The organism is Streptococcus oralis (genome assembly GCF_023109005.1).
GTDB lineage: Bacteria > Bacillota > Bacilli > Lactobacillales > Streptococcaceae > Streptococcus > Streptococcus oralis_BU.
In genome coordinates, this window is record NZ_JALDTU010000012.1 from 12,952 (window position 1) to 33,965 (window position 21,014).

The 21,014-nt window shown below is 41.0% G+C and carries 24 protein-coding genes; all 24 read left to right on the plus strand.

Annotated features, from left to right (window positions below; genetic code table 11):
- Positions 1 to 54: 54 nt before the first annotated feature.
- The 24 genes from nagA to M1F56_RS09515 all read left to right on the plus strand — a co-directional run bounded on the left by nagA (position 55) and on the right by M1F56_RS09515 (position 20,934).
- The gene (gene nagA / locus M1F56_RS09400) at positions 55 to 1,206 is read left to right on the plus strand and encodes an N-acetylglucosamine-6-phosphate deacetylase (RefSeq protein WP_247917529.1); all 1,152 of its coding nucleotides are present in this window, start codon (positions 55 to 57) and stop codon (positions 1,204 to 1,206) included.
- 152 nt (positions 1,207 to 1,358) lie between these two features.
- Complete coding sequence (locus M1F56_RS09405) at positions 1,359 to 1,724, plus strand: DUF1033 family protein (protein WP_247917530.1); 366 nt, start codon at positions 1,359 to 1,361, stop codon at positions 1,722 to 1,724.
- A 68-nt stretch (positions 1,725 to 1,792) separates the two neighbouring features.
- On the plus strand, positions 1,793 to 2,734 hold the full coding sequence (gene comGA, locus M1F56_RS09410) for a competence type IV pilus ATPase ComGA (protein WP_096753791.1): 942 nt from the start codon (positions 1,793 to 1,795) through the stop codon (positions 2,732 to 2,734).
- Positions 2,682 to 3,698, plus strand: coding sequence for a competence type IV pilus assembly protein ComGB (gene comGB / locus M1F56_RS09415; RefSeq protein WP_247917542.1), 1,017 nt, complete (start codon positions 2,682 to 2,684; stop codon positions 3,696 to 3,698). Before comGA ends, comGB begins: the two co-directional genes overlap by 53 nt.
- 1 nt (position 3,699) lies before the next feature.
- Entirely contained in the window at positions 3,700 to 4,023 is a 324-nt protein-coding gene (gene comGC, locus M1F56_RS09420) for a competence type IV pilus major pilin ComGC (RefSeq protein ID WP_000735802.1), read from the plus strand.
- Entirely contained in the window at positions 3,986 to 4,420 is a 435-nt protein-coding gene (gene comGD / locus M1F56_RS09425) for a competence type IV pilus minor pilin ComGD (protein WP_070568117.1), read from the plus strand. The genes comGC and comGD overlap by 38 nt, the downstream gene beginning before the upstream one ends.
- A complete protein-coding gene (comGE, locus tag M1F56_RS09430; RefSeq protein ID WP_185757688.1) occupies positions 4,383 to 4,685 on the plus strand; it encodes a competence type IV pilus minor pilin ComGE in 303 nt (100 codons plus the stop codon). Before comGD ends, comGE begins: the two co-directional genes overlap by 38 nt.
- Positions 4,648 to 5,109 carry a competence type IV pilus minor pilin ComGF gene (comGF, locus tag M1F56_RS09435; RefSeq protein ID WP_247917531.1) on the plus strand — a complete coding sequence of 154 codons (462 nt, stop codon included), beginning with the start codon at positions 4,648 to 4,650 and terminating at the stop codon, positions 5,107 to 5,109. The genes comGE and comGF overlap by 38 nt, the downstream gene beginning before the upstream one ends.
- Positions 5,087 to 5,500: a competence type IV pilus minor pilin ComGG gene (comGG, locus tag M1F56_RS09440; RefSeq protein ID WP_247917532.1), complete on the plus strand. Its 414-nt coding sequence runs from the start codon at positions 5,087 to 5,089 to the stop codon at positions 5,498 to 5,500. The genes comGF and comGG overlap by 23 nt, the downstream gene beginning before the upstream one ends.
- 32 nt (positions 5,501 to 5,532) lie before the next feature.
- Positions 5,533 to 6,123 carry a class I SAM-dependent methyltransferase gene (locus tag M1F56_RS09445; RefSeq protein ID WP_247917533.1) on the plus strand — a complete coding sequence of 197 codons (591 nt, stop codon included), beginning with the start codon at positions 5,533 to 5,535 and terminating at the stop codon, positions 6,121 to 6,123.
- Between the two features lie 58 nt (positions 6,124 to 6,181).
- The gene (locus tag M1F56_RS09450; RefSeq protein WP_247917534.1) at positions 6,182 to 7,135 is read left to right on the plus strand and encodes a class I SAM-dependent methyltransferase; all 954 of its coding nucleotides are present in this window, start codon (positions 6,182 to 6,184) and stop codon (positions 7,133 to 7,135) included.
- A gap of 50 nt (positions 7,136 to 7,185) precedes the next feature.
- Complete coding sequence (locus M1F56_RS09455; protein WP_247917535.1) at positions 7,186 to 8,376, plus strand: acetate kinase; 1,191 nt, start codon at positions 7,186 to 7,188, stop codon at positions 8,374 to 8,376.
- A 149-nt stretch (positions 8,377 to 8,525) separates the two neighbouring features.
- Positions 8,526 to 8,897 (plus strand): ribonuclease P protein component, encoded by a 372-nt coding sequence (gene rnpA, locus M1F56_RS09460; RefSeq protein WP_000748120.1) that lies wholly within the window; start codon positions 8,526 to 8,528, stop codon positions 8,895 to 8,897.
- Positions 8,872 to 9,699 (plus strand): membrane protein insertase YidC, encoded by an 828-nt coding sequence (locus tag M1F56_RS09465; protein ID WP_164497116.1) that lies wholly within the window; start codon positions 8,872 to 8,874, stop codon positions 9,697 to 9,699. Before rnpA ends, M1F56_RS09465 begins: the two co-directional genes overlap by 26 nt.
- Before the next feature lie 14 nt (positions 9,700 to 9,713).
- The gene (gene jag, locus M1F56_RS09470; RefSeq protein WP_247917536.1) at positions 9,714 to 10,700 is read left to right on the plus strand and encodes an RNA-binding cell elongation regulator Jag/EloR; all 987 of its coding nucleotides are present in this window, start codon (positions 9,714 to 9,716) and stop codon (positions 10,698 to 10,700) included.
- 55 nt (positions 10,701 to 10,755) lie between these two features.
- Positions 10,756 to 11,400, plus strand: a complete 645-nt coding sequence (locus M1F56_RS09475) for a ribonuclease P (RefSeq protein ID WP_247917537.1) — start codon at positions 10,756 to 10,758, stop codon at positions 11,398 to 11,400.
- Between the two features lie 96 nt (positions 11,401 to 11,496).
- Positions 11,497 to 13,473, plus strand: coding sequence for a transketolase (tkt, locus tag M1F56_RS09480; RefSeq protein ID WP_247917538.1), 1,977 nt, complete (start codon positions 11,497 to 11,499; stop codon positions 13,471 to 13,473).
- Positions 13,474 to 13,590: 117 nt separating this feature from the next.
- Positions 13,591 to 13,911: a preprotein translocase subunit YajC gene (gene yajC / locus M1F56_RS09485; protein WP_001069054.1), complete on the plus strand. Its 321-nt coding sequence runs from the start codon at positions 13,591 to 13,593 to the stop codon at positions 13,909 to 13,911.
- A gap of 47 nt (positions 13,912 to 13,958) precedes the next feature.
- Positions 13,959 to 14,402, plus strand: a complete 444-nt coding sequence (locus M1F56_RS09490) for a low molecular weight protein-tyrosine-phosphatase (protein WP_002876716.1) — start codon at positions 13,959 to 13,961, stop codon at positions 14,400 to 14,402.
- A complete protein-coding gene (locus M1F56_RS09495) occupies positions 14,389 to 14,802 on the plus strand; it encodes an MORN repeat-containing protein (protein ID WP_000413196.1) in 414 nt (137 codons plus the stop codon). The genes M1F56_RS09490 and M1F56_RS09495 overlap by 14 nt, the downstream gene beginning before the upstream one ends.
- A 295-nt stretch (positions 14,803 to 15,097) precedes the next feature.
- Positions 15,098 to 17,749, plus strand: coding sequence for a bifunctional acetaldehyde-CoA/alcohol dehydrogenase (adhE, locus tag M1F56_RS09500; protein WP_033606383.1), 2,652 nt, complete (start codon positions 15,098 to 15,100; stop codon positions 17,747 to 17,749).
- Between the two features lie 124 nt (positions 17,750 to 17,873).
- A complete protein-coding gene (locus M1F56_RS09505; protein ID WP_247917539.1) occupies positions 17,874 to 18,794 on the plus strand; it encodes a helix-turn-helix domain-containing protein in 921 nt (306 codons plus the stop codon).
- 186 nt (positions 18,795 to 18,980) lie between these two features.
- Positions 18,981 to 19,664, plus strand: coding sequence for an ABC transporter ATP-binding protein (locus M1F56_RS09510; RefSeq protein WP_033585165.1), 684 nt, complete (start codon positions 18,981 to 18,983; stop codon positions 19,662 to 19,664).
- Complete coding sequence (locus M1F56_RS09515) at positions 19,633 to 20,934, plus strand: ABC transporter permease (protein ID WP_162279311.1); 1,302 nt, start codon at positions 19,633 to 19,635, stop codon at positions 20,932 to 20,934. Before M1F56_RS09510 ends, M1F56_RS09515 begins: the two co-directional genes overlap by 32 nt.
- The last annotated feature ends 80 nt before the right edge of the window (positions 20,935 to 21,014 follow it).

The window sequence follows — 21,014 nt, forward strand, 5'->3', positions numbered from 1 at the left end:
TAATGTAATTGACATAATAAATTCTAGAATCAATCTATCAAGGAGGTTATCATTATGCCTAATTATATTAAAGCGGATCAGTTTTTCTACCCACACGGAGTTCGTCGTGGCGGCTACTTGGAACTTGTGGATGGCAAGTTTGGTAAACATGTAGAACAGATTCCTGAAGGAGCTGAGGTGATTGACTATACAGGTTATAGCATTGCCCCAGGACTTGTGGATACCCATATTCATGGATTTGGCGGTGTGGATGTCATGGACAATAACATCGAAGGAACCCTTCATACTATGAGTGAAGGATTGCTTAGCACGGGTGTTACCAGCTTCTTGCCAACGACGTTGACTTCCTCTTACGAGCAGTTGCTTGCAGTAACAGAAAATATCGGTGCTCGTTACCAGGAAGCAAGTGGAGCCAAGATTCGTGGGATCTATTTTGAAGGGCCTTATTTCACAGAGAAATACAAGGGAGCCCAAAACCCTGCCTATATGAAAGACCCTCGTATGGATGAGTTTCGTGCTTGGCAAAAAGCAGCCAATGGCCTGCTCAATAAAATCGCCCTTGCGCCAGAACGCGAAGGTGTAGAAGACTTTGTTCGTACAGTTACGGGTGAAGGAGTGACCGTTGCTCTTGGACACTCCAATGCGACTTTTGATGAAGCTAAAAAAGCAGTAGATGCTGGAGCAAGCGTTTGGGTACATGCCTACAACGGAATGCGTGGGTTGACTCACCGTGAGCTCGGTATGGTGGGAGCCATGTATGAATTGCCACATACTTACGCAGAATTGATTTGTGACGGTCACCACGTAGATCCAAAGGCCTGTGACATTTTGCTCAAACAAAAAGGATCTGAAAATATCGCCCTTATCACAGACTGTATGACAGCGGGTGGCTTGGAAGACGGCGACTACATGTTGGGAGAATTCCCGGTAGTAGTTGCTAATGGAACTGCTCGCCTCAAATCGACAGGAAATTTGGCAGGTTCTATCCTCAAACTCAAAGATGGTTTGAAGAATGTGGTCGAATGGGGAATTGCGAATCCGCATGAAGCAGTCATGATGGCCAGTCTCAACCCAGCAAAATCTGTTCACATCGATGATGTCTGTGGTCAAATCCGTGAAGGTTACGACGCCGACTTTATCGTACTAGATAAAGATTTGGAATTGGTAGCAACCTATCTAGACGGTGTGAAACGTTATCAAGCCTAAGAAGATAGAAATAGGGGTCAATAAAGGACTCCTATTTTTATGATAGGCTGAAAAGGTATTTAAAGAAGTCTTCCTAAAGGGAAAGGCAAGCAAAATCCTTTTCTTGTAATAAAAAATTAGATATAATATACGATACAAAGGAAGTAGTAAGAATGTATCGTGTTATAGAAATGTATGGGGATTTTGAACCGTGGTGGTTCATAGAAGGTTGGGAAGAAGATGTCATCATGAGTCAATCTTTTGACAAGTATTATGATGCTCTAAAATATTATAAATCATGCTGGTTTGAGCTGGAAAAGAAGAATCCTCTTTATAAGAGTCGGAGTGATTTGATGACTATCTTTTGGGATCCTGCTGATAAACGCTGGTGTGATGAGTGCGATGAGTATTTGCAGCAGTACCATTCTTTGGTGCTTTTACAGGATGAGCAAGTCATCCCCGATGAAAAGCTACGTCCAGGCTACGAAAAACAAACAGGTCAAGAAAAGCACCGTTCTTGCTGCATGAAATGGAGATAAAAAGTAACTTTTAAAAGTTGCTTTTTATTTTTTCAATTTTTTGCGAATAGTTAGATAAGGAGGGCGGTATGGTACAAGAAATTGCACAGAAAATTATTGCTACTGCGAAAGAAAAGAAGGCTCAGGATATCTATTTTATTCCCAAGGAAAAATCCTATGAGCTTCACATGCGGGTTGGAGACGAGCGGTGTCTCGTTGATTCCTATGAGTTTGATGTTTTAGCTGCTGTGATTAGTCATTTTAAGTTTGTAGCGGGTATGAATGTAGGGGAGAAGAGACGTAGTCAGCTGGGCTCTTGCGACTATCAGCATGGGGAGAAGGTGTCTTCTCTGCGTTTGTCTACCGTAGGAGATTATCGGGGACATGAGAGTTTGGTTATTCGTTTGTTGCACGATGAGGAGCAGGACCTGCATTTCTGGTTTCAGGATATGAACGAACTGGGTGAGCAGTATAGGCAACGGGGACTCTATCTCTTTGCAGGTCCAGTCGGAAGTGGCAAGACGACCTTGATGCACGAATTGGCCAAGTCACTTTTTAAGGGGCAACAGGTTATGTCCATCGAAGATCCTGTCGAAATCAAGCAGGACGACATGCTCCAGTTGCAGTTGAATGAGGCGATTGGATTGACCTATGAAAATCTCATCAAACTGTCTCTCCGGCATCGTCCGGACCTCTTGATTATTGGTGAAATTCGGGATAGCGAGACAGCGCGTGCAGTGGTCAGAGCCAGTTTGACAGGGGCGACAGTTTTTTCAACCATTCATGCCAAGAGTATCCGAGGTGTTTATGAACGCCTTCTGGAGTTGGGTGTGACGGAGGAGGAACTAGCAGTTGTCCTGCAAGGAGTCTGCTACCAGAGATTAATCGGGGGAGGAGGAATCGTTGACTTTGCAAACAAAGACTATCAAGAACACCAGCCAACTAGCTGGAATGAGCAGATTGATCAGCTTCTTAAAGATGGACATATCACAAGTCTTCAGGCTGAAACGGAAAAAATTAGCTACAGCTAAGCAGAAGAAAATCATCACTTTGTTTAACAACCTCTTCTCCAGTGGCTTTCATTTGGTGGAAATTATTTCTTTCTTGGGAAGAAGTGCCCTGCTAGAAAAGGACTATGTGGCCCAGATGCACCAAGGCTTGTCTCAGGGGAAATCCTTTTCAGAGATGATGGACAGCTTGGGTTTTTCAAGTGCTATCGTGACCCAATTATCTCTAGCTGAAGTGCATGGAAATCTTCACCTGAGTTTGGCAAAGATAGAAGAATATCTGGACAATTTAGCCAAGGTCAAGAAAAAATTAATCGAAGTGGCGACCTATCCCCTGATTTTGCTGGGATTTCTTCTGCTAATCATGCTGGGGTTGAGAAACTATTTGCTGCCTCAACTGGACAGTAGCAATATTGCCACTCAAATCATCGGCAATCTGCCACAAATTTTTCTGGGACTTGTGTTGGTTTGCACTCTGTCTCTACTTTTAGCTCTCACTTTCTACAAAAGAAGTTCCAAGATGCGAGTCTTCTCTATGTTAGCACGGATTCCCTTTCTTGGAATCTTTGTCCAGACTTATCTGACAGCCTATTATGCGCGTGAATGGGGCAATATGATTTCGCAGGGGATGGAGTTGACGCAGATTTTTCAGATCATGCAGGGACAGGGTTCCCAGCTCTTTAAAGAAATCGGTCAAGATCTGGCTCAAGCCCTGCAAAATGGCCGCGAATTTTCTCAAACCATAGCGACCTATCCCTTCTTTAAAAAGGAGTTGAGTCTCATCATTGAGTATGGGGAAGTCAAGTCCAAGCTGGGGAGTGAGTTGAAAATCTATGCAGAAAAGACTTGGGAAGCCTTTTTTACCCGAGTCAACCGCACCATGAATTTGGTGCAGCCACTGGTCTTTATCTTTGTGGCCCTGATTATCGTTTTACTTTATGCGGCAATGCTTATGCCCATGTATCAAAATATGGAGGTAAATTTTTAAAATGAAAAAACTCATGACAAATTTAAAAAAAGCCAAGGTTAAAGCTTTCACTTTGGTAGAGATGTTAGTGGTCTTGCTCATCATCAGCGTTCTTCTCTTGCTCTTTGTGCCCAATTTGACCAAGCAAAAGGATGCCGTAGATGACAAAGGAAAAGCTGCTGTTGTTAAGGTGGTGGAAAGTCAGGCAGAACTCTATAGTCTGGATAAGAATGAAGATGCGAGTCTAAGTAAATTACAGGCCGACGGCCGTATCACAGCTGAGCAAGCTAAGGCTTATAAAGAATACCATGCAAAACAAAAAACAAGTCAAACTGTTGCGGATTAAGGCCTTTACCATGCTGGAAAGTCTCCTTGTTTTGGGACTTGTGAGTATCATTGCTTTGGCTTTATCTGGCTCAGTCCAGTCTAGTTTTGCAGCAGTGGAAGAGCAGATATTTTTCATGGAATTTGAAGAACTATACCGTGAAACTCAAAAGCATAGTGTAGCTAGTCAACAAAAGACTAGTCTAAACTTAGATGGGCAGACAATCAACAATGGTAGTCAGAAGTTGACTGTTCCCAAAGGGATTCATGCACCATCTGGACAAACGATTCATTTTGATCGAGCTGGGGGCAATTCGTCCCTGGCTAAGGTTGAATTTCAGACCAGCAAAGGAGCGATTCGCTATCAATTATATCTAGGAAATGGAAAAATTAAACGCATTAAGGAAACTAAAAATTAAGGCAGTGATCTTACTAGAAGCAGTAGTAGCGCTAGCCATATTTGCCAGTATTGCAACCCTCCTCTTGGGACAAATTCAGAAAAATAGACAAGAAGAGGCAGAAATCTTGCAAAAGGAAGAAGTCTTGCGTGTGGCGAAGATGGCTCTGCAGACAGGTCAAAATCAGGTAAACATAAACGGAGTGGAGATTCAGGTGTTTTCTAGTGAAAAGGGATTGGAGGTTTATCATGGTTCAGAGCAGTTACTCGACCTTAAAGATCAGTAAGGTAAAGGCGTTTACTCTTTTAGAATCTCTGATTGCCCTTATCGTCATTAGCGGAGGTTTGCTCCTTTTTCAAGCTATGAGTCAGCTCCTCATTTCAGAAGTTCGTCACCAGCAGCAAAGCGAGCAAAAGGAGTGGCTCTTGTTTGTGGATCAACTGGAGGCAGAGTTAGAGCGTTCGCAGTTTGAAAAGGTGGAAGGTAATCGCCTCTACATGAAACAGGATGGTAAGGATATCTCTATAGGTAAGTCTAAATCGGATGATTTTCGAAAAACGGATACCAGCGGACGGGGCTACCAACCTATGGTTTATGGACTTAAATCAGCTCAAATTACAGAGGAAAATCAATTGGTTCGCTTTCGTTTCCAATTTCAAAAAGGCTTAGAAAGGGAGTTCATCTATCGTGTGGAAAAAGCAAAAAGTTAAGGCAGGCGTTCTTTTATATGCAGTCACCATGGCAGCTATCTTTAGTCTGTTGTTGCAGTTTTATTTGAATCGACAAGTAGCCCATCACAAAGACTTTGCCCTAAACAAAGAAAAGCTGGCAGCTTTTGCCATGGCCAAGCGCAGTAAAGACAAGGTTGAGCGAGAAAGTGGGGAACGAGTCTTCAACTTAGGAAAAGTCAGGTATCAAAATACGAAAACAGGTTTTGCAACAAGTGTTCATATGAATAAGGGTAACTATGAATTTCTCTTTCCTCCGATGAAAACCCAAGAAAAGAAAACAGATAAAAAGGAAGAGGTAGCGACTGATTTGAGTCAAGAACCAAATCAGAAAAAAACAGAAAATAAGGCAGATAAGAAAGACAATTCCTAGCCAATTCAACTACTTTGTGTTAAACTAAAAGCATGAAACACGATTTTAATCACAAAGCAGAAACCTTTGATTCGCCCAAAAATATCTTTCTTGCAAACTTGGTTTGTCAAGCAATTGAAAAACAGATTGCTCTTCTATCAGACAAGGAAATACTGGACTTTGGTGGTGGGATGGGTCTGTTAGCCTTGCCTCTAGCTAAGCAAGCCCAATCGGTTACCCTTGTAGACATCTCGGAGAAAATGCTGGAGCAATCCCGTTTGAAAGCAGAGCAACAAGACATCAAGAATATCCAGTTTTTGGAACAGGATTTACTGGTGAATCCTTTGGAGCAACAATTTGACCTGATTGTTGTCAGTCGAGTTCTTCATCATATGCCTGATCTAGATGCAACTCTTGCCATGTTTCACCATCACCTTAGGGAGAATGGACAAGTCCTCATCGCTGATTTTGTCAAGACAGATACCAACCACCACGGCTTTGAGCTGACTGAACTGGAAAATAAGCTCGCCCAGTTTGGTTTTTCGAGCATTGATAGTCAGATTCTTTACAGTGCTGAAGACCTGTTTCAAGGAAATTACTCAGAACTCTTTTTTACAGTAGCCCAAAAATCACTCGCTGACTAAAGCGGTGATTTTTTCTCTTCAGATGGAAAAAATAGGGGAATTTTGATAAGATAGGAATATGGATTTTGTAAAAATAGAACAAGCTTATACGTATTTACTAGAGAATGTCCAAGTCATCCAAAGTGATTTGGCGACCAACTTTTATGACGCCTTGGTAGAGCAAAATAGTATCTACCTAGATGGCGAGACCAAGCTAGAGCAGGTCAAGGAGAATAATCAAGCCCTTAAACGCCTAGCACTTCGCAAGGAAGAGTGGCTCAAGACCTACCAGTTTCTCTTGATGAAGGCAGGACAAACGGAGCCTTTACAGGCCAATCACCAGTTTACACCGGATACCATTGCCCTCCTCTTGGTACTTGTTGTGGAAGAGTTGCTTGACCAAGAGGAAATTAGCATCCTTGAAATAGGCTCTGGTATGGGGATTTTGGGGGCTACTTTCTTGACTTCTCTTGCTAAAAAAGTAGATTACTTGGGAGTCGAAGTGGATGATTTGCTGATTGATCTGGCGGCTAGTATGGCAGATGTGATTGGTTTACAAGCTGGTTTTGTTCAAGGAGATGCCGTTCGTCCACAAATGCTTAAAGAAAGCGACGTGGTCATCAGCGACTTGCCTGTTGGCTATTACCCAGACGATGCCATCGCTTCACGCTATCAAGTGGCTTCAAGTCAAGAGCATACCTATGCCCACCATTTGCTGATGGAACAAGGCCTCAAGTACCTTAAGTCAAATGGCTATGCTATTTTTCTAGCTCCGAGTGATTTATTGACCAGTCCTCAAAGTGATTTGCTGAAAGGGTGGTTGAAAGAGGAAGTGAGTCTGGCTGCTATCATCGCTCTGCCAGAGGATATTTTCTCAACTGCAAGCCAAGCTAAAAGTATTTTTGTCTTACAGAAGAAAAGAGACAAGGAAATAGAACCCTTTGTTTACCCTCTTACTAGCTTGCAAGATCCGTCAGTTTTGTTGCCCTTTAAAGAAAATTTTCAAAATTGGAGCAAAGGTACTGAAATATAAAAGAGATTTTGTTATAATAGATGAAAACGCTTAAAAAGAGGTATCATCTTATGACAAAAACAATTGCAATCAATGCAGGAAGCTCAAGCTTGAAATGGCAACTTTATCAAATGCCTGAGGAAAAAGTTTTGGCTAAAGGCTTGATTGAACGTATTGGATTGAAAGATTCCATTTCAACAGTAAAATTTGACGGTCGTTCGGAGCAACAAATTCTTGATATTGAAGACCACACACAAGCCGTTAAAATTTTATTGGATGACTTGATTCGTTTTGACATCATTAAAGGGTACGACGAGATTACAGGTGTCGGACACCGCGTCGTTGCAGGTGGTGAATATTTCAAGGAATCAACAGTTGTTGAGGGAGACGTGTTAGAAAAAGTTGAGGAATTGGGATTATTGGCCCCTCTTCACAATCCAGCTAACGCAGCTGGAATTCGCGCATTTAAGGAATTGCTTCCAGATATTACCAGTGTTGTTGTATTTGATACTTCATTCCACACAACCATGCCAGAAAAGGCTTATCGCTACCCTCTACCAACTAAATACTACACAGAAAACAAGGTTCGTAAATACGGTGCCCACGGGACAAGCCACCAGTTTGTCGCAGGAGAAGCAGCGAAACTTTTGGGCCGTCCTCTAGAAGATTTGAAATTGATTACCTGCCATATTGGTAATGGGGCTTCTATCACAGCTGTTAAGGGCGGGAAGTCTGTAGATACTTCTATGGGATTCACACCACTTGGCGGTGTGATGATGGGAACTCGTACAGGAGATATTGACCCTGCTATCATCCCTTATCTCATGCAATATACAGAGGATTTCAATACCCCAGAAGATATTAGCCGCATTCTCAATCGTGAATCAGGGCTCATGGGAGTTTCTAGTCAGTCAAGCGATATGCGTGATGTGATTGCTGCCATGGAAGCAGGGGACCATGATGCGACTTTGGCTTATGAAATGTATGTTGATCGTATCCAAAAACATATCGGTCAGTACCTTGCAGTCCTAAATGGAGCAGATGCGATTATCTTCACAGCAGGTATCGGTGAAAATGCAGCAGATTTCCGTGAGGATGTCATTTCAGGTATCTCTTGGTTTGGTTGTGATGTAGATCCAGAAAAGAATGTCTTTGGTGTAACGGGAGACATCTCAACTGACGCAGCGAAAATCCGTGTCTTGGTTATTCCAACAGATGAAGAATTGGTGATTGCACGCGATGTTGAGCGCTTGAAAAAATAAGTAAATACACGTAAAATTTGATTGTGAAAAGAAGTTGGGAAAGAGATTTTCCAGCTTTTTTTATGTAGAAAATGTCTAAAACCTTGCTGTTATTGGCTTTTTCAAAAAATATGGTATAATAGTAGTAATTTAATAGATGGAGTTGAGTTTTGAAGAAAAGCTTTCGTGTAAAAAGAGAGAAAGATTTTAAGGCGATTTTCAAGGACGGAACGAGTTTTGCCAATCGAAAATTTGTTGTCTATCAATTGGAAAACCAGCAAAACCATTTTCGAGTAGGACTGTCCGTCAGCAAAAAGCTGGGGAATGCAGTTACCAGAAATCAAATTAAGAGACGAATCCGGCACATTCTACAAAGTGTAAAAGGGAGTTTAGTAGAGCATGTTGATTTTGTCGTGATTGCCCGAAAAGGGGTGGAAACCTTGGAATATGCAGAGATGGAGAAAAACCTACTCCACGTATTAAAGTTATCAAAGATTTACCAGGAAGGAAATGGGAGTGAAAAAGAAACTACAGTTGACTAGTTTGTTGGGCTTGTCCTTGTTTATCATGACAGCCTGTGCAACAAATGGTACAGCTAGCGATATAACAGCAGATTCGACAGATTTTTGGAGTAAATTCGTCTATTTTTTTGCTGAAATTATCCGCTTTTTGTCCTTTGACATTAGTATCGGAGTGGGGATTATCCTCTTCACAATCTTGATTCGGACGATTCTATTACCGGTCTTTCAGACACAGATGGTTGCCTCTAGAAAAATGCAAGAGGCTCAACCACGCATCAAGGCTTTGCGAGAGCAATATCCGGGTCGTGATATGGAAAGTAGAACCAAGCTAGACCAGGAGATGCGCAAGGTTTATAAAGAGTTAGGGATCAAGCATTCATCCTCTCTCTGGCCAATTTTAATACAAATGCCGGTCCTCTTGGCGCTCTTTCAAGCCTTGAGTCGAGTAGACTTTTTGAAAACAGGTCACTTTTTATGGATTAATTTGGGAGGAGTAGATACAAGTTTTGTTCTTCCGATTTTGGCGGCAGTCTTTACCTTCTTGAGTAGCTGGTTATCGAATAAAGCTTTGTCCGAAAAAAGTGGGGCTACGACAGGGATGATGTATGGTATGCCTGTATTGATCTTTGTTTTTGCCATCTCTGCCCCAAGTGGTGTAGCCTTGTACTGGGCTGTATCCAATGCTTATCAAGTTCTGCAAACCTATTTCTTGAACAATCCTTTCAAGATTATTGCTGAAAGAGAAGCAGTGGCACAAGCAGAAAAAGATTTAGAAGGTAAGAAGAGAAAAGCCTTGAAAAAAGCACAGAAAAAGAAAAAATAAGGAGGAATCTGGTAATGGTATTATTTACAGGTTCAACGGTTGAAGAAGCAATCCAAAAAGGATTGAAAGAATTAGACATTCCAAGAATGAAGGCCCACATCAAGGTCGTTTCAAAAGAGAAAAAAGGTTTCTTGGGCTTGTTTGGTAAGAAGCCAGCTCAAGTTGATATCGAAGCGATTAGTGAAACGACAGTGATCAAAGCCAATCAGCAGGCCGTCAAGGGTGTTCCTAAAGAAGTCAATGAAAAGAATGAACCAGTGAAGACCGTCAGCGAAGCAACAGTTGATTTGGGGCATGTAGTGGAAGTCATCAAGAAGATTGAAGAAGAAGGTCAAGGTGTTTCTGAAGAGGTCAAGGCTGAAATCCTGAAAAATGAAAAGCATGCTAGCACGATTTTGGAAGAAACAGGTCATATTTCAATTTTAAATGAACTTCAAGCAGAAGATGTTATTGAGGAAGTGGAATCTGCTCCGGAAAAAGAAACTGAAACGCAGGAAGCAGCAAGCCAATCGTTGGAAGACTTAGGCTTGAAAGTAGAACCAAGTTATGACATCGAACAAGTAGTAGCTGAGGTCGCTAGTTATGTTCAAACGATTTTGAATGATATAGATGTCGAAGGTATCATTTCAAGTGACTATAACCGTCGCATTATCAATCTTCAAATTGACACCAATGAACCAGGTCGTATTATCGGCTATCACGGAAAAGTCTTGAAAGCTCTTCAACTGTTAGCGCAAAATTACCTTTACAATCGCTATTCAAGAACTTTCTACATCATGATTAATGTCAATGATTACGTTGAACACCGTGCAGAAGTCTTGCAAACCTACGCTCAAAAATTGGCGACTCGCGTTTTAGAAGAAGGACGTAGCCAACAAACAGATCCAATGTCAAATAGCGAACGCAAGATTATCCATCGCATTATTTCACGCATGGATGGCGTGACGAGTTACTCTGAAGGTGACGAGCCAAATCGCTATGTTGTCGTAGATGCAGAATAAGCAAAGTAAAATCAGGGTCATCCTGATTTTTTGCTAGGAAAGGAAAGATTCAGATATGCTGAAAGCAGTTAGAGAATATCTATCATTTGCAGGGGTCCAGTATCGTAATCCTGATAAAGCTGGTGATGAAAGAGAAAAGATGCTGGAATTGCGTCACAAAGGCCAAGAGGCTCGGAAGTCTTTTACAGAATTGGCCAAAACCTTTCAAGCAAGTCATTCAGAATGGCAACTCCAACAGACTAGCCAGTGGATGAATCAAGCACAACGCTTACGGCCACATTTCTGGGCCTATCTACAGAGAGACGGACAAGTGACAGAACCTATGATGGCTCTTCGTTTGTATGGAACACCTGCTGACTTTGGGATTTCTTTGGAAGTCAGTTTCATCGAGCGAAAGAAAGATGAACAGACCTTAGACAAGCAAGCCAAGGTTTTAGAGCTTCCAGCGGTAGAAGGAATTTATTATCTAGTCTACTCAAATGGGGAAAGTCATAAGGTGGAGGCTACTGAGGAGAATCGCCGTACTTTACGAGAGAAGCTGAGAAATCAAGAAGTTCGTAAAGTCTTAGTCAAGTCAGATGTTTCCTTCATTGAAAATCAGTCAGTAGAAGCGATATTGGAGGAGCTAGAAGACGCTTATACTCGCTTGCTCCCGTACTATGAAGTGACGAGGGAATGGAAAATCAAATGTGTTAGATGAACGCAAATTGTTTTATTGCTATTCTATGCATTTTTTCATATAATAGAAAAATAGGATGTGTGATTCATTAATCACCTCAAAGAGAAAGGAAATTCTATGTCAAATCTATCTGTTAATGCAATTCGTTTTCTAGGTATTGACGCCATTAACAAAGCAAACTCAGGTCACCCAGGGGTGGTTATGGGGGCTGCTCCAATGGCCTATAGCCTCTTTACAAAACAACTTCGTATCAATCCTGCTCAACCAAACTGGATCAACCGCGACCGCTTTATTCTTTCAGCAGGTCACGGCTCTATGCTTCTTTATGCCCTTCTTCACCTTTCTGGTTTTGAAGATGTTAGCATGGATGAAGTCAAGAACTTCCGCCAATGGGGTTCAAAAACACCAGGTCACCCAGAATTTGGCCATACTGCAGGGGTTGACGCTACAACTGGTCCTCTAGGACAAGGGATTTCTACTGCTACTGGTTTTGCCCAAGCAGAACGTTTCCTTGCAGCCAAGTATAACCGCGAAGGCTTCAATATCTTTGACCACTATACTTATGTGATCTGTGGCGACGGAGATTTGATGGAAGGTGTTTCAAGCGAGGCAGCTTCATACGCAGGTTTACAAAAACTCGACAAGTTGGTTGTTCTTTATGATTCAAATGACATTAACTTGGATGGTGAGACAAAAGATTCCTTTACAGAAAGTGTTCGTGACCGTTACAATGCCTACGGTTGGCATACAGCCTTGGTTGAAGATGGGACAGACTTGGAAGCTATCCATGCTGCTATCGAAACAGCTAAAGCTTCAGGCAAACCATCTTTGATTGAAGTGAAGACTGTTATTGGATACGGTTCTCCAAACAAACAAGGAACCAATGCGGTACACGGTGCTCCTCTTGGAGCAGATGAAACTGCAGCAACTCGCCAAGCGCTTGGTTGGGACTATGAACCATTTGAAATTCCAGAACAAGTTTATGCTGATTTCAAAGAAAATGTTGCAGACCGTGGCGCATCAGCTTATCAAGCTTGGACAAATTTAGTTGCAGATTATAAAGAAGCTCACCCAGAACTGGCTGCAGAAGTAGAAGCTATTATCGACGGACGTGATCCAGTCGAAGTGACTCCAGCAGACTTCCCAGCCTTAGAAAATGGATTTTCTCAAGCAACTCGTAACTCGAGTCAGGATGCCTTGAATGTTGTAGCAGCTAAGTTGCCAACCTTCCTAGGTGGATCAGCTGACCTTGCTCACTCAAACATGACTTATATCAAAACGGACGGACTTCAAGACGACGCTAATCGCTTGAACCGTAACATTCAGTTTGGTGTTCGTGAATTTGCAATGGGAACGATCTTGAACGGGATGGCCCTTCATGGTGGGCTTCGTGTTTACGGTGGTACTTTCTTTGTCTTCTCTGACTATGTGAAAGCAGCTGTCCGTTTGTCAGCATTGCAAGGACTTCCTGTGACTTATGTCTTCACCCACGATTCAATCGCGGTTGGTGAAGATGGTCCAACTCACGAACCAGTTGAACACTTAGCAGGTCTTCGTGCTATGCCAAATATCAATGTTTTCCGTCCAGCAGATGCGCGTGAAACTCAAGCGGCTTGGTACCTTGCAGTGACAAGCGAGAAAACACCAACCGCCCTTGTCTTGACACGCCAAAACTTGACTGTTGAAGAGGGAACAGACTTTGACAAGGTTGCAAAAGGTGCCTATGTTGTCTATGAAAATGCGGCAGACTTTGATACGATCTTGATTGCGACAGGTTCAGAGGTCAATCTAGCTGTTGCAGCTGCCAAAGAATTGGCTAGCCAAGGCGCAAAAGTCCGTGTAGTCAGCATGCCATCTACAGATGTCTTTGATAAACAAGATGCAGCATACAAGGAAGAAATCCTTCCAAATGCAGTTCGCCGTCGTGTTGCAGTCGAAATGGGTGCAACTCAAAACTGGTACAAATATGTTGGTCTAGATGGTGCAGTTCTCGGTATTGATACTTTCGGAGCATCTGCCCCAGCACCAAAAGTATTAGCAGAGTACGGATTTACGGTAGAAAATCTAGTCAAAGTTGTTCAAAACTTGAAATAATTGCAGAAATCAGAGTGAAAACTCTGATTTTTTATAACCATAAAAACAAGGTACAACCTTGTAAAAGTAGCTGAAATTTGATATAGTAGTCCTATGTAAAAGACAAAGGAGAAAACAATGAATCCAAATATTACTTTTTTAATCATGCTTGTAGGTATGATGGCCTTGATGTTCTTTATGCAACGTTCTCAAAAGAAACAAGCTCAAAAGCGTATGGAAAGCTTAAATAAACTTCAAAAAGGCTATGAAGTTATTACAATTGGCGGCCTTTACGGAACAGTGGATGAAGTAGACACTGAGAAGAGAACAATCGTACTTGATGTAGATGGCGTTTATTTGACTTTTGAATTGGCTGCTATCAAGACCGTTTTGCCACTCAAAGAAGCTGTGACACCAGAAGGAACAGTTGTTGACGAAGACGGAGCAATCGAAGAATAAAACGGGACCTGTCACTCCCGTTTTTCTATGAAGTAAGAGGAAAAGGGATGAGAAAAATAGTATTTGTGTGCTTAGGAAACATCTGCCGTAGCCCCATGGCAGAGTTTGTAATGAAATCCATGACGAGCGATTACCAGGTTGAGAGTCGTGCGACTTCATCTTGGGAACATGGTAATCCGATTCATAAGGGAACGCAGGGGATTTTCCGGCAGTATCAGATTCCTTATGACAAAGACAAAACATCACTCCAGATTCGTAGAGAAGATTTTGAATCGTTTGATTACATTATCGGTATGGATGCTTCAAACGTTTCAAATCTGCGTCAAATGTGTCCTCAGGAATTGCAACATAAGATCTACCCTTTTGCATCTGAAAGTGTTCCAGATCCTTGGTATACAGGAGATTTTGAGGAAACCTATGATCGCATCACAAGTGGATGTCGAAGCTGGCTAGATCGATTAGAAAATGAGAGTGACAATGGAAAAGCTTAAACAAATCTATGAAAAGTATAGAGTTTACCTAACTCGCCCTAGGCTAGAGTTCATTGCAGTAGTCGTAATTGCACTCTGTGCCCTTTCAGTATTTCTACTAAATACACCTAAAAAGGGTGCCCTGACACTTGATGGCGGTGCTCTTGTTTATGATGGTACCCTGGTACGAGGAAAAATGAATGGCCAAGGAACTCTGACCTTTGAAAATGGAGACCAATATACAGGTGATTTCAATAATGGAGCCTTTAATGGAAAAGGAACTTTCCAATCAAAAGATGGTTGGAAATACGAAGGTGATTTTGTAAATGGTCAGGCTGAAGGCCAAGGGAAGTTGACGACAGAGCAAGAAGTTGTTTATGAAGGGACCTTTAAACAAGGCGTTTTTCAGCAAAAACAGTAGTCTCCAAGTTAGGAGGCTATTTTCAAAGCCTGAAAAGAAAACGCTTTCTTTACTTAAATTCGAGAAAAAACTATCAACTAGAAAAACTTTGTGAAATAAAAAAATTTTTTCCATAATTTCACAATCGTCCAGACAAAACTCTATTGCATAGCTACATTGAGAAAAAAATCACAATCTCAGAAAAATTCTTTGTGAAATACTTATGAAACTGTTTACAAAGCATAAAAAAAGAGTTATAATAAACTTGTGAAAAAATTAACAAAGGATGACATCCTTAAAGGCTATGGAGGATAATATGGCTGATAAAAAAACAGTAACACCAGAGGAAAAACAACTTGCTGCTGAAAAGCATGTCGACGGTCTTGTGAAAAAAGCCTTGGTTGCGCTTGATGAAATGCGCAAGTTGAACCAAGAGCAAGTTGACTACATCGTAGCAAAAGCGTCTGTTGCAGCACTTGACGCGCACGGTATTCTTGCACAACACGCAGTTGAAGAAACTGGTCGTGGCGTATTTGAAGATAAGGCGACAAAAAATCTATTTGCCTGTGAACACGTAGTGAACAATATGCGTGGAGTTAAAACAGCTGGAGTTATCGAAGATGATCCAATTACAGGTTTGACGAAGATTGCGGAGCCAGTCGGAGTTATTTGTGGTATCACTCCAACAACAAACCCAACTTCAACAGCAATTTTCAAATCATTGATTGCTTTGAAGACACGTAACCCAATCGTTTTCGCCTTCCACCCATCAGCTCAAGAATCTTCTGCTCATGCTGCACAAATCGTTCGTGATGCAGCCATCGCAGCCGGTGCACCTGAAAACTGTGTTCAATGGATTACAGAGCCATCTATGGAAGCAACTGGGGCACTTATGAACCACGAAGGTGTTGCGACTATCCTCGCAACTGGTGGGAATGCTATGGTTAAAGCTGCATACTCATGTGGGAAACCAGCTCTTGGGGTAGGTGCCGGAAACGTTCCTGCCTACGTAGAAAAATCTGCTGACCTTCGTCAAGCTGCTCATGACATCGTGATGTCTAAATCATTTGATAATGGGATGGTCTGTGCATCAGAACAAGCGGTTATCATTGATAAAGAAGTGTATGACAAATTTGTAGAAGAATTCAAATCATACCATACTTACTTTGTCAACAAGAAAGAAAAAGCGCTTTTGGAAGAATTCTGTTTTGGTGCAAAAGCTAACAGCAAGAACTGTGCTGGTGCTAAGCTAAATGCCAACATCGTTGGTAAACCAGCAGCATGGATTGCTGAGCAAGCAGGATTCAAAGTACCAGAAGGTACAAATATCTTGGCTGCTGAATGTGCAGAAGTTGGAATTAAAGAACCATTGACTCGTGAAAAATTATCACCTGTTATTGCAGTTTTGAAAGCTGAAGATACTGAAGATGGACTTAAAAAAGCTCGTCAAATGGTTGAATTTAATGGTCTAGGACACTCAGCTGCTATCCATACAAAAGACGAAGCTCTTGCAAAACGTTTCGGTACGGAAATAAAGGCAATGCGTATTATCTGGAACTCTCCATCTACCTTTGGTGGTATCGGTGATGTATACAACGCCTTCATTCCATCATTAACACTTGGATGTGGTTCATATGGACACAACTCAGTTGGTGATAACGTATCCGCTATCAACCTTCTTAACATCAAGAAAGTAGGAAAACGTAGAAATAATATGCAATGGTTTAAAGTTCCTTCAAAAATCTACTTCGAACGTAACTCAATCCAATACCTTCAAACTTGCGAAGGTATCGAACGTGTCATGATTGTTACCGATAAATCAATTGAAAAACTCGGTTTTGTACAACGTGTGATTGACCAATTGAATCTTCGTAAAAACAAAGTCACGATTCAAGTCTTCTCAGATGTTGAACCAGATCCAGATATCACAACAGTTCGTCGTGGTGTTGAAGTAATGCGTTCGTTTGAACCAGACACTATCATTGCCCTTGGTGGTGGTTCACCAATGGATGCAGCTAAAGGTATGTGGATGTTCTATGAACAGCCAGACGTTGACTTCGGTGACCTCGTTCAAAAATTCATGGATATCCGCAAACGTGCCTTCAAATTCCCATCACTTGGTAAGAAAGCACAATATATCGGTATTCCAACAACATCTGGTACAGGTTCAGAAGTAACACCGTTTGCAGTTATCTCTGACAAGGCAAACAATCGGAAATACCCAATCACTGACTACGCTTTGACACCAACCATTGCAATTGTTGACCCTGCTTTGGTAGAATCTGTTCCAGCATTTATTGCTGCTGACACAGGTATGGATGTCTTGACACACGCAACTGAAGCTTATACTTCTAACTTTGCCAATGACTATACAGATGGTATTGCTCTTCAAACCATCAAGTTAGTCTTCAAATATTTGGAAAAATCTGTAAAAACAGCTGACCCAGAAGCCCGTGAAAAGATGCACAATGCCTCTACAATGGCTGGTATGGCCTTCGCCAATGCCTTCCTTGGAATGAGTCACTCAATGGCGCATAAGATTGGTGCTGTTCACCACACCATTCACGGACGTACAAATGCTATTTTACTTCCTTATGTTATCCGTTATAATGGAACTCGTCCATCTAAAACTACAACATGGCCTAAGTACAATTACTGGAAAGCTGATGAAAAATTCCAAGATATCGCTCGTATGCTAGGTCTTCCTTGCTCAACACCAGAAGAAGCGGTTGAAGCTTATGCCAAAGCAGTTTACGATCTTGGTGAAGCAGTTGGAATCACAATGAACTTCAAAGGCTTTGGTATCGATGAAAAAACTTGGAAAGACAGCTTGCATGAGATTGCCTTACTTGCTTACGAAGATCAATGTTCACCTGCAAACCCACGCTTACCAATGGTAGCTGACATGGAAGAAATCATGGCAGATGCTTACTATGGTTATAAAGAACGTCCAGGACGTCGTAAATAATCGTTTATCAGCCTAGAGGCAGGAGTTATCCTGTCTCTTTTTTGTACATTTTTTTGAAAAATGGTATAATAAGCGCATATATTTATTTGAACATCAAACATTTTTATGGCATTGTGAGGAAGATATGGGACAAGTGAATGAATTAGGAGAGAAGGTACGGCTTCTTAGAGAGGAGAAAGGTCTTAGTCGTCCAGTTTTTTGTGGAGATGAGTCAGAGTTATCCGTTCGTCAGTTGGTACGCATTGAAAAAGGAGAATTTCGTCCTACTATAAAAACACTAGAATATATAGCGAATAGGCTAGATATTCCAACCTATATTCTGATGCCAGACTATAAGGAATTACCCAAGCGTTATCAAGAATTAAAGTACTTTCTTCTTCATCATCCTGACTATGGAGACAAAGAGTTGCAAGAGCAGAAGGAAGAATATTTTGATGAGATTTTTGAATGTTTTTATGATGATTTGCCACGTGATGAGAAAGTGCTAGTGGATTGTCTTCAAGCTATAGATGCAGTGAGAATGACTAGTAATTCCTTATATGGAAGCAGTGTGATTGAGGACAGTCTTCAAGACTTACTATCCAGAGATGTATACAGGGCTGAGGAATTGTTGAAATTGAGACTGTATTTTCTTTGTCAGTTAATGGATGGTTTAAACGAGGGTGAGATAAAAAAGTCTGAACATGAAACCATTCTTTGTTTTCATGACAAATTAAGTTCTCAGGTTGATAAGATAGAGTTCGATTGTTTGGACTTACTTAGAGACTCCTTGTTAGCTTCTTTAACTTGTATAGAGATTATGGGGTTGCTTCATTATTTTAAGAGAGCAGTTGAGACCTTAAATAAAATAGGACAGAAAACACGAGATTTTCAAAAACAACCGATTGTCTTGATGCTTGAGTGGAAATATTATATTCAGATGGATTATGAAACAGCCAAACAAAAGTATGAAGAAGCAAAAATGATGGCGAGAATGTTTGGAAATGAGAAGTTAGTCGTTAGTTTAGACAATGAATGGACGGAGGATCTAGAAAGATATCGTTAAAGAGTTTATAGGAGTGACATTTCTGTCATTGGAGGAATGTCGCTTTTTTGTTACAATGAATTCTAAAAAAGAGAACGGAATTGCTTGTTTCTTTTGAATCTGATTCTGTTAGATTAATTTATATTGGTATTGTTTATTTTAGTTTGTATCGGTACACGATATCACAAGTGATTAAAGGAGATTGTAATGTCCATTTTATCCATTAAAAATATTTCAAAATTTTACGCCTTGGATGGGAATAATAAAGAGCAGGCTCTAAGGAATATTAACCTGCAAATTGCTGAAGGGAAAATCACTGCGATTTATGGCCCGTCAGGATGTGGAAAAACCAGTCTATTAAATATTATCAGCGGTTTAGATAGGGAGTACGAGGGAATTTTAGACTTTAAAGGAGAGTCTCTCAAGGAATTGTCAGAGGTTGAATTGACGCAATTTCGCAAAGACAACATTGGGTTTGTCTTTCAAAACTTCAATCTCATCCCCCATCAATCTGTTTTGGATAATGTTAAGTTGCCTCTCTATGTCAAAGATTTATCGGATAAAGAAATGACAAGAATAGCCCAAGAACAACTTCATAATTTAGGGATGGAGCCTTTTATGGCTAAGAATGTTAAACAGCTCTCTGGTGGACAAAAACAACGTGTAGCCATTGCGCGTGCTCTGGTAAACCAACCAGATATGATTGTAGCTGATGAACCAACTGGATCGCTCGATTCTCAATCTCAAGAGATGGTTTTAGAAGTGTTCAAAAATTTGGCCCAAGCTGGGAAAACAGTACTGATTGTTACTCATAACCCAGAGGTTACTGAATATGCAGATGTGATTATCAAAATGAAGGATGGTGAAGTCGTTGAAGAAGTCAAAAAATAAAGGATTGTCCTTTAAAAACAAATTCAAACTTTCTTTAAGTAACTTTTTGGAAAGAAAGTGGCGTAACTTGCTGATTGCAGTAGCGACCTCGATTGGTTTTGTAGGTGTATTGGTTTCGTTTGGGCTAGGAAATGCCTTGATTTCGATGATTGATGAAAATACCAACGGGGGGAAGCTCCCTTCCCAAGTTCAGATTGCGCTGAATTCTAGTGTTGCTGGCAGAGGTTTTTTGAACCAAGATGATAAGAACTATATCGTGGATACGATTGGGAAAGAAAATATTAAATATCTAGAAAGTCCTTTTGGCATGACCATGTCAAAGATTAGCATAGACGGACACGAAGTAGAATTTAGCCAATCTATGCCTTCTTATGCTCAAGTCGTGAGTTTGTATGAAGATACAAGTATTTCTGTTAGTAGCAATGAAAAAGAAAAAGTGTTAGCAGGCACTCTTTATACGGATGTTAACGAGCAGGGATTGACGATTCCGATGAGTTTGCTCAAAAATTGGAATGAACAAACAGGGGAAAATCTGACAGCTAGTGATGTTATTGGCAAGCCAGTTTCAGCAAGCATTGTAGAAAATGCTGCTGAAGGTAGCAAGTTGGCAGGTTTTCAAACTCATATTGTGCGTGTCATCAATGACGAAGATGATGCAGAGGATAGCAATAGTTTCATGGCTTCCAACCAGATGGAAACTATTTTAAAAGAAGCTGAATTTACAAAGGCTGTATCCTATTTTATTCTGGAACTTAAAGATCCTTCTCGTACGAAAACAGTAATAGAAGAATTGCAGAAAAATAAGAAGTATACAGTTCTTTCTCAACAGGCCGTTCTTGATATTGTGATTACCTTTATTCGTGTCATTCAGGGATTACTGATTGTGCTTTCTTCACAAGCGATTGTGGTGGCAGCAGTTATGATAGGGATCATTATTTACATCAATATCATGCAACGTTCTAAGGAAATTGGTGTCATGAAGGCGGTTGGCTATCAAAATAGAGATGTGAAAGGAATCTTTATCTACGAAGCTCTTTGGATTGTAGGGATCGCCTTGCTAATAGCCTTTATCATTGCACAAGGACTAGGAAGCCTAGCGAATATTATTGTCCACCATTTCTATCCGTCTATCTCTAAAGTTTTTGAATTAAATCTTCTCTCCGTTTCAGGAACTCTTATTTTTGCTTTGTTTCTTGGCTATATTTCAGCCTACTTCCCAGCACGTAAGATTAGTAAAATGGATCCAGTGGAATCCTTACGCTATGAGTAGGGAAAGAAGTTTATCAAAAAGAAACTGACAGAGAAAATCAACGCCCGTACTTGCAATTAAACTCAAATAGTTATATAATA

Excerpts from the sequence above, each read along its gene's own strand:
- nagA (WP_247917529.1), top strand. The coding sequence starts at position 55 with ATGCCTAATTATATTAAAGCGGATCAGTTTTTCTACCCACACGGAGTT.
- M1F56_RS09405 (WP_247917530.1), top strand. The coding sequence starts at position 1,359 with ATGTATCGTGTTATAGAAATGTATGGGGATTTTGAACCGTGGTGGTTC.
- comGA (WP_096753791.1), top strand. The coding sequence starts at position 1,793 with ATGGTACAAGAAATTGCACAGAAAATTATTGCTACTGCGAAAGAAAAG.
- comGB (WP_247917542.1), top strand. The coding sequence starts at position 2,682 with ATGGACATATCACAAGTCTTCAGGCTGAAACGGAAAAAATTAGCTACA.
- comGC (WP_000735802.1), top strand. The coding sequence starts at position 3,700 with ATGAAAAAACTCATGACAAATTTAAAAAAAGCCAAGGTTAAAGCTTTC.
- comGD (WP_070568117.1), top strand. The coding sequence starts at position 3,986 with ATGCAAAACAAAAAACAAGTCAAACTGTTGCGGATTAAGGCCTTTACC.
- comGE (WP_185757688.1), top strand. The coding sequence starts at position 4,383 with ATGGAAAAATTAAACGCATTAAGGAAACTAAAAATTAAGGCAGTGATC.
- comGF (WP_247917531.1), top strand. The coding sequence starts at position 4,648 with ATGGTTCAGAGCAGTTACTCGACCTTAAAGATCAGTAAGGTAAAGGCG.
- M1F56_RS09445 (WP_247917533.1), top strand. The coding sequence starts at position 5,533 with ATGAAACACGATTTTAATCACAAAGCAGAAACCTTTGATTCGCCCAAA.
- M1F56_RS09450 (WP_247917534.1), top strand. The coding sequence starts at position 6,182 with ATGGATTTTGTAAAAATAGAACAAGCTTATACGTATTTACTAGAGAAT.
- M1F56_RS09455 (WP_247917535.1), top strand. The coding sequence starts at position 7,186 with ATGACAAAAACAATTGCAATCAATGCAGGAAGCTCAAGCTTGAAATGG.
- jag (WP_247917536.1), top strand. The coding sequence starts at position 9,714 with ATGGTATTATTTACAGGTTCAACGGTTGAAGAAGCAATCCAAAAAGGA.
- M1F56_RS09475 (WP_247917537.1), top strand. The coding sequence starts at position 10,756 with ATGCTGAAAGCAGTTAGAGAATATCTATCATTTGCAGGGGTCCAGTAT.
- tkt (WP_247917538.1), top strand. The coding sequence starts at position 11,497 with ATGTCAAATCTATCTGTTAATGCAATTCGTTTTCTAGGTATTGACGCC.
- yajC (WP_001069054.1), top strand. The coding sequence starts at position 13,591 with ATGAATCCAAATATTACTTTTTTAATCATGCTTGTAGGTATGATGGCC.
- M1F56_RS09490 (WP_002876716.1), top strand. The coding sequence starts at position 13,959 with ATGAGAAAAATAGTATTTGTGTGCTTAGGAAACATCTGCCGTAGCCCC.
- M1F56_RS09495 (WP_000413196.1), top strand. The coding sequence starts at position 14,389 with ATGGAAAAGCTTAAACAAATCTATGAAAAGTATAGAGTTTACCTAACT.
- adhE (WP_033606383.1), top strand. The coding sequence starts at position 15,098 with ATGGCTGATAAAAAAACAGTAACACCAGAGGAAAAACAACTTGCTGCT.
- M1F56_RS09505 (WP_247917539.1), top strand. The coding sequence starts at position 17,874 with ATGGGACAAGTGAATGAATTAGGAGAGAAGGTACGGCTTCTTAGAGAG.
- M1F56_RS09510 (WP_033585165.1), top strand. The coding sequence starts at position 18,981 with ATGTCCATTTTATCCATTAAAAATATTTCAAAATTTTACGCCTTGGAT.
- M1F56_RS09515 (WP_162279311.1), top strand. The coding sequence starts at position 19,633 with ATGGTGAAGTCGTTGAAGAAGTCAAAAAATAAAGGATTGTCCTTTAAA.